At 34.5% G+C, this 11,492-nt stretch carries 14 protein-coding genes; all 14 read left to right on the forward strand.

Going from position 1 to position 11,492, the window contains the following annotated elements; translation table 11 throughout:
• Positions 1-16: 16 nt before the first annotated feature.
• The 14 genes from OCV53_RS09735 to OCV53_RS09800 all read left to right on the forward strand — a co-directional run bounded on the left by OCV53_RS09735 (position 17) and on the right by OCV53_RS09800 (position 11,200).
• On the forward strand, positions 17-361 hold the full coding sequence (locus OCV53_RS09735) for a hypothetical protein (RefSeq protein ID WP_055197956.1): 345 nt from the start codon (positions 17-19) through the stop codon (positions 359-361).
• 18 nt (positions 362-379) lie between these two features.
• Positions 380-1,213, forward strand: a complete 834-nt coding sequence (locus OCV53_RS09740; protein ID WP_055197958.1) for a conjugal transfer protein TrbL family protein — start codon at positions 380-382, stop codon at positions 1,211-1,213.
• A 17-nt stretch (positions 1,214-1,230) separates the two neighbouring features.
• Positions 1,231-1,440 carry a hypothetical protein gene (locus OCV53_RS09745; RefSeq protein ID WP_055197960.1) on the forward strand — a complete coding sequence of 70 codons (210 nt, stop codon included), beginning with the start codon at positions 1,231-1,233 and terminating at the stop codon, positions 1,438-1,440.
• Between the two features lie 38 nt (positions 1,441-1,478).
• On the forward strand, positions 1,479-1,811 hold the full coding sequence (locus tag OCV53_RS09750) for a hypothetical protein (RefSeq protein ID WP_055197962.1): 333 nt from the start codon (positions 1,479-1,481) through the stop codon (positions 1,809-1,811).
• Complete coding sequence (locus OCV53_RS09755) at positions 1,808-3,142, forward strand: hypothetical protein (RefSeq protein WP_055197964.1); 1,335 nt, start codon at positions 1,808-1,810, stop codon at positions 3,140-3,142. The genes OCV53_RS09750 and OCV53_RS09755 overlap by 4 nt, the downstream gene beginning before the upstream one ends.
• Positions 3,143-3,199: 57 nt before the next feature.
• Positions 3,200-3,433, forward strand: coding sequence for a hypothetical protein (locus OCV53_RS09760; protein ID WP_055197966.1), 234 nt, complete (start codon positions 3,200-3,202; stop codon positions 3,431-3,433).
• Between the two features lie 3 nt (positions 3,434-3,436).
• Positions 3,437-4,048: a hypothetical protein gene (locus tag OCV53_RS09765; protein WP_055197968.1), complete on the forward strand. Its 612-nt coding sequence runs from the start codon at positions 3,437-3,439 to the stop codon at positions 4,046-4,048.
• Entirely contained in the window at positions 4,048-5,895 is a 1,848-nt protein-coding gene (locus OCV53_RS09770) for a VirB4 family type IV secretion system protein (RefSeq protein WP_055197971.1), read from the forward strand. Before OCV53_RS09765 ends, OCV53_RS09770 begins: the two co-directional genes overlap by 1 nt.
• Positions 5,896-5,951: 56 nt before the next feature.
• A complete protein-coding gene (locus OCV53_RS09775; RefSeq protein ID WP_172674559.1) occupies positions 5,952-7,091 on the forward strand; it encodes a lysozyme family protein in 1,140 nt (379 codons plus the stop codon).
• A 13-nt stretch (positions 7,092-7,104) separates the two neighbouring features.
• On the forward strand, positions 7,105-7,383 hold the full coding sequence (locus OCV53_RS09780; protein WP_055197975.1) for a hypothetical protein: 279 nt from the start codon (positions 7,105-7,107) through the stop codon (positions 7,381-7,383).
• A gap of 24 nt (positions 7,384-7,407) precedes the next feature.
• Positions 7,408-8,247, forward strand: a complete 840-nt coding sequence (locus OCV53_RS09785; RefSeq protein WP_055197977.1) for a helix-turn-helix domain-containing protein — start codon at positions 7,408-7,410, stop codon at positions 8,245-8,247.
• Positions 8,248-8,362: 115 nt separating this feature from the next.
• The gene (locus tag OCV53_RS09790; RefSeq protein ID WP_055197979.1) at positions 8,363-8,563 is read left to right on the forward strand and encodes a hypothetical protein; all 201 of its coding nucleotides are present in this window, start codon (positions 8,363-8,365) and stop codon (positions 8,561-8,563) included.
• 55 nt (positions 8,564-8,618) lie between these two features.
• Complete coding sequence (locus OCV53_RS09795) at positions 8,619-10,103, forward strand: ArdC family protein (RefSeq protein WP_055197981.1); 1,485 nt, start codon at positions 8,619-8,621, stop codon at positions 10,101-10,103.
• A gap of 74 nt (positions 10,104-10,177) precedes the next feature.
• The gene (locus OCV53_RS09800; RefSeq protein ID WP_055197983.1) at positions 10,178-11,200 is read left to right on the forward strand and encodes a nucleoid-associated protein; all 1,023 of its coding nucleotides are present in this window, start codon (positions 10,178-10,180) and stop codon (positions 11,198-11,200) included.
• The last annotated feature ends 292 nt before the right edge of the window (positions 11,201-11,492 follow it).

Genomic DNA, 11,492 nt, shown 5'->3' on the forward strand with positions numbered 1-11,492 from the left:
TTCTAAGGAGATTAAAATGAAAAACAAATTAAACAAACTGAAAAATAAACTAGGTGTAATTGTATTTAATATAATGATTTGTTTTTGTATGGCAGAAAATTATGTGTTTGCTGGTGGAATAGGAAAAACAAAATTATTTACAGGTACAATTCAATTATTTAAGGATTTGAGAACGCCACTAATTAGTGTTGCTACAGGAATTGCAATAGTTATGATCATTATTAATCTGATTCGTATAAAAATATCAGATGAGATGGATTCAAAGATTTACACAAAAAAAATCAAAAATATAATAATAGCTCTTATACTAGTAGTATCTGTAGTGGCCCTTATACCAGTTATTCTTTCTTATTTTAAGTAGTAAACAGAGAGGAGTTTTATGGTAAGTGGATTAATAAGTAGTTTTTTAGAAGATCTTGTGAAAGATGCAGTTGAACAGTTAAATAAATTTTTGGTAGATCTATTGGATATTGCGTTAAACTGCCAAAATTATATAACAAATAAACATTTGATCAAGGGATTAGATTTTAATAAAATAAATGCGGTAATTGTAAAGTATGCAATTGGATTACTGATTTTAAAATTCGCATTCAAAGGATTTCAGATTTACATACTACAGTCGGATGGAGATCCAGATCACGATCCAGTTACAATCCTGACAGGATTTTTTGAAGCAGTGGCAATATCTGTGACATTCTTAGGATTATATACACCATTGGTTAATATCTTTAAAACATTTACAAAAGAAATTCTGAAAGCCATGGGAAGCAAAGAAGAAATCGATGCAATTTCAAGTCAACTGATTGTATCTTTGATTGGAGCAGGAATTACAACCTTACTATTAGTACTTGTATTCGTTATTATAGTTATATTTTTGTATGTAAAATTGATTATGAATGGAGCTGAGTTAATGGTCTTAAAATTTGCAATTCCTCTAACATCGGTTGGATTGATGGACTCGGATGGAGGTTCATTTAAGGTTGCCGGAAAGAAATTTTTGCAGATAGGATTTGCAAGTTCTCTTCAAATTATATTATTGCGTTTTGCCATGGCATTGTTATTTACGAAACATCCAATATGGGCGATTGCGTTTGGTGCATTAGCATTAAGAGGTCCACAGCTTGTGCAGGATTATTTATTTATCCGACAAGGAGGTGGGGGAATGTCTAGTAAGGTACAAGCATTAGCAAATATAAAGAGAATATTTAGATAATAACAAGGAGGATTTAAATGAAAACAATAACAGAATTGATAAAAGCAATTATGTTATTAATAAATGCTGGTGGCATAGCTAGAATTATGATACTAATTATGAACATCATAGCTGATCCAGATACGATTAAGCAGAATCTTCTTCGAATCAGAAATGTGGTTATATTCATGGTTTTTACGATACTAATTTACAGTTTAAAAGATGCAGTGCTGGAATATTTTAAATAATGACAGCAGAGCCATAAAAGTTAGAAAGGAGAAAACAGATGGAGCAAAAAAATCAAGGAGATTTATACATACCGGCATATGTGACAGCTAAGCATGAATATTTTCCCGGATTTGGAAAAAAGGAATTATATATTACCATTTTCATGTCAGCATTTATCATTTTTTTTTCAATTATAATCTATGGAATTGTAAGAGATTTGTCGATTCCAATCTTAACAGTTCTGATAGGAATTCCAGCATGTGCAGGATTTAATACTAGGATTGAAGGTAATATTTCGATGAGACTGTTTATAATGCTTTTTATTGCTTATTTAAAAGAGCAACAGATATATTTATATAGATATATAGATGAGTGGAAGGTAGAAGAATGATCTTATTTTTAATATCAAGCGATTTAGAACATGTTGGAAAAGAATTAGATATCCTTCATCGTAATTACATCAAATGGAATTGTAATCTTTCGGATTTTTTGAAAAAGGAATATGTAAATATTGATACAATGAAGCCTGATACGATCGTGATCGATCAGGCAGCAATTGAAGATTCTAATGATCTGATGGAATTTCAAAAAAGCTTTTCTGACATAAAGATTGTTTTTATTTTAAGACATGAAGGCAGTTTTCAGAGTACAGATCAGATAGAAATTGTAAATTATGATGATAATATCCTGTCATCATTAAAAAAAGTATTAGAAATTCCAGAAAAAGAGGAGCAGCCTGAAGAACAAGAAGAAATGCAGATAGGCTTTCTATCGAAAAATAGAATCGATGCAGTATTAGTTGCTTTAAGCTTTACAAAGGAATTATCTCGAAGAGAGAAAAATATCTGCTATTGTGAAATATCGAAAGATCCACAGCTTCCCAGAATTGCAGAGGAATATAAACTTTCAAAAATAGAAGAAATTTATAAATGGAATGGCATTTCATTTATGTGTAATGTGGCGAATGATGCTTTTTATACAGTCTGTTCTTTTTGCAATCAGGATCAAGTTAAAAAAATGTTTGAGTGCTGTAAAATTCAAATATTCATTGAGCATAATGACAATGAATATGTATTACATTATAAAGACAGGGATATACAGATTCAGATTGAAAATCCGTTTCAAGAGCAGCATGCACAAGAATTTCAGAAATTACTAGGAACAGATTTTTTAATATACATAAAAGAAGAAACAGAAACTAAGGAAGAATCTTCGAATGATTTGATATCCGAGATTCAGGAAGAAGAAAAGCAGAATAAAAAGAAAAATAGAATCGATCGATTAAAAAAAGCAGGATTTGGAATGATCTTGCTTTTTTTGATTGTATTCATTGGAGTTGGCGTTTCATTGATTGTATTGAATAAAAATGCAGAAAAGAAAAAACAGCATTTAAAAAAGGAAGTACAACAGGAAACGAGAACAACTCATGCAACGACACAAACAGTGACAGAAAAAGAAATAAAGAAAGAAGTAACAGTAAAAAAGACGAAAAAGAAAAGTCAAAAAAAGCTTACTACAAGTACAGTAAAAAGACAAACTGTGACGACACGAAGAAGATATACAACAACACAAAGGCAGAGAAGTACAAGAAGATCTGTACGAAAAACAAGTCGTAGAAGAACAACAACAGCGAAAAAACATGCAACAACCAAACGATCGAAGAGTACAACTCAAAAAAAGAAAAAAAAAGAAACGTTCAATATGGAATATAAAGTTGAATAAGAAGGTGGAGAAAATAAATGATCAGGGAAGAAAACAAGTATAAAGGAGAATGTAAGAATGTTAGACAATACGATCAAAGTAAGGATTACAAATGAGGAATTATACAGATTGGGATTTGAAAAGGTTATTTACAACGGAAAAGAATATGTTGATAAATCACCACTTTTTTTGGATTCAACATGTCCGTTATCCCAAGCTTATTATGAGTTAGCCGCCCGTAAAGCTTACCGTCAGCAGAAAGTATATGAAGCAAGAAAAGAAAAAGAGAAAATGAAGAGAAAGAGGAAGTAATGCATGAAGAAAAAAGAGAAGAAAAAGAAACTTACGAAAGAGCAGGAAACAGCACAAAAGTTTACGAATGTTCGAAATATTCAAAATAACTTTTTATACACGAATGATGATTATGCCATTGGATATATAAAAATATTGCCAGTAAGTGTTGGCTTATTTTCACACCGTGAAAAACAGACATTAGTAAAGCAATTAACGTCAGAGATGTCAGGAGAGAAAGAACCTTTTCATTTTCTGGCAATATCTCGGCCAGTCGATATGCAGCCGTTGCTGGAGTACTATGATATCTTGAGAAATCAAGTTACAGATCCTTATCGAAGAGAGCTCTTAAGAAAAGAAATGGAAAATTTATCAGATTTTATCTTTGGAGAAGAAATTGTGGAGAGGCAGTTTTTCTTCTATATATCTATGAAATTAACAGAAGATGTAGAAAAGGACTTAAAAAAGAGAGTGCATGATTTTGCAGAACATTTTGAAACAGTAGGAATTAAAACGGAAATCTTAAAGAATTCAGATATTATCAGGTTATGTAATCTTGTAAACAATCCAGCAGTAATTTCTTTAGAAGATGAAGATACGAAACCAACGATACCAATATTAAAAGGAGTACAATAATGGCTAAAAAAAAGAAGATAGAGGAAAATGCTTCATTATTAAATATCATATCACCAATAGCCATGAAATTTGAAGCGAATCAATTCATACTGGGTGAGAACTATTGTAAAGGATATGGAGCAATTAAATATCCACCAAACCCAGACTATGGCTGGTTGACACGTATCACAAATATTCCATCTACAATGGTTTCTTTTACTTTTACACCGAACAATGGTGAGATTTTAGAAAACATTAATAAGAACGTAACAATGTTGCTAGGTCAGGCAAATTCTGAAAAGGAACCGTTGAAAAAACAGCGTGCCAAAAAAGGTGCTGACGATGGAATCAATCTGTTACGGCAGATCGATGAGAATGGAGAAAGTGTAGGAGAATTGGCAGGTACATTAATTCCACTGGCATCAGATAAAGAAACATTGAAAAAGGTGGAACAAAAGATGAGGGGAACGTGTGCTATGGCCAATTTAAAGGTACGGCCATTAACTTTGATGCAAAAACACGCAATGCAGCATGTCGCACCATTCTATACGGATACACCATTGATTCATGAAGTAAGTAACAGGGTTATGCCACTTCGAAGTTTTGTTGGAGGATTTCCATTTTCCAGTTCAGGACTTAATGATAACGCTGGATGTTATATTGCAAAGGATGCAGATGGTGGTTTGGTGGTTTTAGATGTATGGTTACGTGAAAATGACAGAACAAATAGTAATTTTGTAATTATGGGTGTTCCTGGGACAGGAAAAAGTGCAAGTACAAAGGATCTAACTATTTCATTATTTATGCTTGGTACAAAATTTATATTCATTGATCCAGAGGGTGAATATAAAGATTTATGTAGGAATCTGGGTGGAAATTGGTTAGATGCAGGTGGAGGTGCGAGATCGCGAGTAAACCCATTACAGATTATGCCAATTCCAAGAAATGATGTTCCAGATGAAACAGAACCGGGAATTACAGATTACTATGATAAAGAAGATGATGGAAATGGACTTGGAGATCTGGCTTTATATATTAAACATTTAGAGGTGTTTTTCTCAATATATCTGCCGTCTTTAACTGATAAGCATAAGGCAGTTCTAAAAATGACATTGATTGATCTGTATAAGGATTTTAGAATTGATTGGAATACAGATGCATCAAAATTAAGACCAGAAGATTTCCCTATTATGTCAGATTTGTATAACAAATTGAAAGAAAAACAGAAGCTATATAAGGAACAAAAAGACACTAAGGTAGATATTTATGAAGATCTTGTTCTATATTTAGAAGATGCTGCAAATGGAGCTGATGCTGCATTATGGAATGGTCCAACTACATTAGAAACTAACAGTAATATTACAGTATTAGATACATATTCTCTGCAATCAACATCAGACAATGTGAAACGTGCACAATATTTCTTATTGCAAACGTGGTCATGGAATATCATGAGTAAAGATCGAACTGAAAAAGTAATGCTCGTTTGTGATGAAGCATATCTGATGATCGATCCAGATGTACCACAATCGTTAGTATTCTTAAGAAATGTAGCAAAACGAGACAGAAAGTACGAAGCAGGATTGATTATTATCAGTCATAGTGTGGTCGATTTTTTGGACCCAAAGGTTAAGATGTATGGACAGGCATTGCTTGATACTCCATGTTACAAGATTTTGTTTGGAACCGATGGAAAGAATCTGGAAGAAACGAGTAAATTGTATAACTTGACAGAAGCAGAAAGAGAACTTCTGGAAAGCAAAAGAAGAGGCCATGCTTTATTCATGGTAGGTTCCAAACGACTACATGTAAAATTTGATATTCCGGACTACAAGTGGGAGTATTTTGGAAAAGCAGGTGGTCGATAGTGCTTGAGAGATACTTATTGATGAGCTTTTTTGACGAAGAAAGAAGAAAGAGGCTCTTGATTATTGTATTAGCACCGATCATCTTTTTTCTTGTGATATTCATGTCTGTTGCTGGACTTGGAACAACTGCCGGAACTGCAGCCTCTCCATTATCAAGGGAAGTCGAAAAATGGAGACCCACTGTAAATAAATATTGCAGTCAATATAAAATTGGAGAATATACGGATTTGGCATTAGCATTAATGCAGGCTGAATCAGGTGGATGCGAACCCGATCCCATGCAGGCTGCCGAAGGTGCGTATGGTCTGTATTGTTTAAAAACAAAGAACAATGGTGGCGGACACAGTCACAGTCCGAATGGAATTCCTTCAGGACATGCAGAATGCAGCATTAATGCAGGTGTTCAGGAATTAAGAGATGCGTTGAAAAAAGCATCGGTAGAAAGTCCATATGACATCGATCATATAAAAGTTGCAATCCAGGGATACAACTATGGGATGGATCGCTGGATCAGTTGGATTAAGAAACATGGTGGAAAATATACGTTAGCACTTAGCAAACAATATAGTGATACGATGATGCCGGCAGGTGCGAAGGGAACACCAAATCATGCAGAAAAAGTAATGAAATACTATTCAATCGCAACAGGAGATTCTTCAGCAGAAATTTCCTTGTTAGATGGAAATTGCGGTCTGAAGGTTGTTTACTACAATCAGGGCGATGCAGCCTGGCGATCCCTTCCTTACAGCACAAGTACGATTGGAAAGTCGGGATGCGGACCTACATCTGCAGCCATTTGTATATCAACGTTATCTGGAAAGAAGGTAACTCCAAGACAGACATGCGAATGGGCAGGCAAAAATGGATATTATGTGTCTGGAGCAGGAAGCAAGCATGATGTAATTCCGGCATTAGCTAAAAAATACAAGTTAAAATGCAAAGGTGTAGGAAAAAATAAAAGTGAAATTGTTAGTGCCTTGAAATCAAAGAAACTTGTAATTGCGATTATGTCCCATGGTCACTTTACAAAAGGTGGTCATTTTATTGTTTTGACAGGCATCAAAAATGGAAAAATAACAGTCGCAGACTGCGGATCACGAGAGAGAACTAAGAAAACCTGGAGTTTGGATCTGATTGTAAATGAATCAAATGGAAGTGCAAGTGCAGGGGGTCCATTTTGGGTAATATCAAAGTAAGGAGGAGAACGGAATGGATTATAAAAAAAGACAATTGGTTTCCATGGTGGTTGCCGCAATTGCAATGGTGATTGTAATTATTCTGGCAATTATCGCAAATCAGCCGAGAAAGTCAGATCACAAAAGAACAAGAAATAACGCAACAGTAACGACAACGGAGCAAATAAAAGAAACGGAGACTACCGAAACGACAACAGAAGAAGTAACGGAAGCACCCACAGATACATCTGACTGGGAAATGCAGCCGGCAGAAGAAGATACACCAGATACCGGAGAAAGAATTAAAGATTAATTAAGATAAACAGGAGAAGATAGTATGGAAATGTTCACAAGCTTTCAGAAAGTTATGGCTGATCCAGACATTACAACAGCTGGAAAAAGTGTATTTCTGAATCTTTTAAGCCGTATGGACAAAAAAGGGTATTGTTATCCGGCCGTAAATACGATGGAAAAAGAAATCGGATTTTGTGAACGTACCATTCAAAGACAAACAAATGCATTAGCGGAAAAAGGATACATTGTAAAAGCAGAGCAGAAAGCAATGGGAAAACAATTTACCAATCGATACTATCTAACTCCAGAGGAACAAAGAGAGTTTTTTTTCAATGATAATGATATAAAACAGTGGATTCAGGAAGAGGAAGTATTTCAGGAATTCTTAAAAAAAGAGGAAGTTATAGTCTCTATTGAATACAAGTATCTCTGTCTTCAGATTTTATATCGAAGTATGAAAATGAACAAATATGAGAAATTATTACTCGGATATTTGATCATGCGTGCAGATAAAGAAGCTTTTACATATTTTTCAATCGAAAGATTAGCTGCAACATTAAGAATTCCATTTTATAAGACTCGCAGAGCATTGAAAACACTGATATACAGGAAACTACTTCATATTTCACAAAAGATCATTCATGGAGAATGCGTGATGTTTGTCAGGATATGTTTGGAGAAATTTAATCTTGGCCAGTTTGTGAAAAGATGTTACAGAGTTATCCGACATGTATACAATATGACACAAATTAGAATTGAGCATTTTATGGTGGAAGTTGAGATGATAAATACCTGGAAGGTGCTAAAAAAGAAGTATTGTGACAATCAAATTTTACGAAAATTACAACAGATTCAGGAACTTGATCGGCACGTTCTTATTTAGGTAGAAATGAATGTCACCCTAAGAAGACAATAGTAATTTAAATAAAATATATCATTGGAAAAAACAATATTATATACACTCTAGATATCTATAGTATTTACAGGGAGGTGAGCAAATGAGAAATCATAACCAGGATTTGAAAGTTCAGGATATTACATGGATTCAGAAAATGATTGCAGGTCCGGAAGAAGCAGATGGACTTGATTGGGTCGATGAAGATGAATTGACAGGTGAAGAAATCAAAGATATCAGTCAATTGTCAGCATTTGGAGTCACAGAACAGTCACTAAAGGAATTTAAAAAAGCAAACAGATAAACAAAGGGACAAGATGAGAATCAAAGTCCTTTTTTTAGTTGGGAGGGAAACAGATATGGCAAAGTCAAACGCAAAGAAAACCGCTTCACAGATTGTTTCTGACTCAAGAAAAAAGCTGGTGGAAACACTGATTCAAAAGATGCAGGATGGAGTCCATCCTGTTCGTGAGATGTGGAATAGTGTTGGCATGTATGGATTGCCACATAATCCGATCAGTGGTGCAAGATACCAGGGAGTGAATTTGTTAAGACTTTTGATGGCATCGGTAGAGCAAAAGTATGAAGATCCTCGATGGATGACGTTAAAACAGGCAAATAACCAAGGGTATCGAATAAAAAAAGGTGCAAAGTCAGTGCTGCTTGAAAAATGGATATGGTCAAAGGTCATTGAAGAGGAAAATGAAAATGGAGAGATTGAAAAAAAGATGATTAAGCTAAGAAATCCATATGTAAATTTTTTCAGGGTTTTCAATGCAGAACAGATCGACGGAATCGGACCGATACCAAAAGTGATTCCGATGGAGAAAAATGAAATGCTGCAGGTTGCAGAAGAAGTGATCGCTTCCAGTCAGTGTGAGATTGTTGAGGCAATGCAGCCAAGAGCATATTATTCTCCGACAGAAGATAAAATCATGCTTCCGCCAAGAGATCATTTTAAGAGTCAGGAAGCGTTTTTAGCAGTTACATTGCATGAGATGTCTCATTCAACAGGGCATCCGGACAGGTTAAATCGACAATTAAACAATAAATTTGGGACACCAGAATATGCAAAAGAGGAATTAAATGCTGAATTTGGAAGTGCCTTTTTGCAGATGGATCTAGGAATTCAATTATCAGATGAGGCAGTAAATGATCATGCAGCGTATCTACAGTCATGGATATCAGTTCTTGAAAATGATCCAAACGAGTTATTCCGGGCAGTACATAATGCGTCGGAGATTTCTGATTATCTGATAGAAAATTATCAAGAATATCAGGAAGAACAGCAAAATACACAGCAAAAGCAGATTTCACAGATACAGAGTGAGGAACTAAGTAATTTAGGAAATGCAAAATTAAAGGTTGCAATAAAACGAGCGGTAAAAGCAGGCAGCATCGAAGCAGGGATTAAATATCTTGAAAAAAGTGAATTAAGGCATCCGGATGATGTGGAAGGTCACCGGCTGGTAAAAGAAAAATACTTAGAAAATGTCAAAGAATTTTTGCCAGAGCAGCAAGAAGCAGAGATGCAGGAGGAAAAAGAACAAGATGTATTTCCAGAAGAAGTAATAGCAGAAGCAGAGATGCTTGGTTTTAGCAGTGTGGAAGAATTGCAAGATAAGATCAAACAGGGAATGCCAATAAAAAACTATGATACATCGGCGTTGATACATCAAGTATCGGAAGCACTGGATGGAAATTATAAGCAGGAAAATATCTGGGAAGCAGAACAAGAAAACTGGTCTGAAACATCCACCTATGAACAGGAAAATTACACGATGCCAGGTAATGAATCTGTGATCGAAGAAGATATAGAGCTTGAAATTACAATGGGTGATTAAGATAAAATAGTAAATCCTCTTAGTATATTACAAATGCTTGCAAATGCAAGCTTAAGAAAGGAGATTAATAGAAAATGAATATTTCTTCAGATGACATCATATTCAGAAGGGCAGTCATACAATTATTAGATGTCGAAAATGGAAATTTTGAAGCAGCCAGAGAACTATTGTTTCTGAAAAATGACATTATGGAATTACTTAGAAAGCAATTAGTTTACATCATGCAGGCAGATGAAGTAAAACAGGCAAAATGGAATAACGATTCCAAAGTCATGAACCGTATTGAACAAATGAATGAAAACAACGTTGAAGCATTTATCAGAACCAGTGCAGAAATAGCGGAGGAATTATATGACATTATGTGTGACAGTGCAGATATTCCATCCGCTGATTTATTGTGTTTGAGTTTCCAGATTGCAGGAAGTCTTTATTATGGACTGATAAAATTGAATTTTTCAGCAGGTTTCATGCATGAAATCTGGAAAGAAAATGGACAAGGACAAATAAAAGACATCCGGCATCAAAGAACTTTGCCGTTAGGTAAAAAACCAAATGAGGTTATGATATTTAACCTGTCAGAACATAAAATATTACTGCGTGAAAAAAAGTATGAAATGCTCAATGGAGATAAGATCTTTTACTTGTCCGAACGATTTCTTAAATGTTTTACCGATATCGACGTAAAAAGAAAATATCAGATTTTAAGCAGAGTAGTAAATGATATTAATAAAAAATATCCAGAAGACGGATTACAACAGCAGATGAAAACAAAGAGTGATTTATATTATCTATTCAAGGAAGACCAGGAATTTAAGGTTAATAAAATCAGTGATGAGCTGTATGGGGACAATCCGCAAAAGAAACAAGAATTTGATGAAAAAATGGAACATTACGACATGCAGTATGATTCATTTACGGTAGAAAAAGAAGATACGATAAAAAATTTGGCTTATATCGATCTAAAGACAGAAAATGATATACAAATAAAAATCCCAATCGAAGAATACATGACGAAAGAAAATATTGAAGTCTGGGAAGAACCAGGAGGAACTAAGAAAATAACGATTAAAAACATTGAGCAGGTAACTGTACAGTAGTTGCTTGTTTGATGTTTTTTTCAATGATAAGGAGATAAGTAAAATGAAAATAAGAGATCCTCCGAAAGGAAGAAGCAAACAAGAAGGAACATATATTACCAGGGAAAACCCGGAAAGGAATAAGGCATAATATTATGAGAATTAAAGATTTTATGAAAAGAGCAGTCGTTGCAATGCTAACAGCAGCAATGATGGTAACACCAATCGCATCAGTCCATGCAGCTACAACAGACGTGATTGATACAAGCAAAACAGCATCCTTAACAATCCACAAATACGACATGACAGCAGC

It is taken from the genome of Anaerostipes amylophilus, from assembly GCF_025567365.1.
GTDB classification, from domain to species: Bacteria; Bacillota; Clostridia; order Lachnospirales; family Lachnospiraceae; genus Anaerostipes; species Anaerostipes amylophilus.

Coding starts and splice junctions, on each gene's coding strand:
- OCV53_RS09745 (WP_055197960.1), top strand. CDS start 1,231: ATGAAAACAATAACAGAATTGATAAAAGCAATTATGTTATTAATAAAT.
- OCV53_RS09735 (WP_055197956.1), top strand. CDS start 17: ATGAAAAACAAATTAAACAAACTGAAAAATAAACTAGGTGTAATTGTA.
- OCV53_RS09800 (WP_055197983.1), top strand. CDS start 10,178: ATGAATATTTCTTCAGATGACATCATATTCAGAAGGGCAGTCATACAA.
- OCV53_RS09765 (WP_055197968.1), top strand. CDS start 3,437: ATGAAGAAAAAAGAGAAGAAAAAGAAACTTACGAAAGAGCAGGAAACA.
- OCV53_RS09750 (WP_055197962.1), top strand. CDS start 1,479: ATGGAGCAAAAAAATCAAGGAGATTTATACATACCGGCATATGTGACA.
- OCV53_RS09760 (WP_055197966.1), top strand. CDS start 3,200: ATGTTAGACAATACGATCAAAGTAAGGATTACAAATGAGGAATTATAC.
- OCV53_RS09790 (WP_055197979.1), top strand. CDS start 8,363: ATGAGAAATCATAACCAGGATTTGAAAGTTCAGGATATTACATGGATT.
- OCV53_RS09740 (WP_055197958.1), top strand. CDS start 380: ATGGTAAGTGGATTAATAAGTAGTTTTTTAGAAGATCTTGTGAAAGAT.
- OCV53_RS09770 (WP_055197971.1), top strand. CDS start 4,048: ATGGCTAAAAAAAAGAAGATAGAGGAAAATGCTTCATTATTAAATATC.
- OCV53_RS09780 (WP_055197975.1), top strand. CDS start 7,105: ATGGATTATAAAAAAAGACAATTGGTTTCCATGGTGGTTGCCGCAATT.
- OCV53_RS09755 (WP_055197964.1), top strand. CDS start 1,808: ATGATCTTATTTTTAATATCAAGCGATTTAGAACATGTTGGAAAAGAA.
- OCV53_RS09785 (WP_055197977.1), top strand. CDS start 7,408: ATGGAAATGTTCACAAGCTTTCAGAAAGTTATGGCTGATCCAGACATT.
- OCV53_RS09795 (WP_055197981.1), top strand. CDS start 8,619: ATGGCAAAGTCAAACGCAAAGAAAACCGCTTCACAGATTGTTTCTGAC.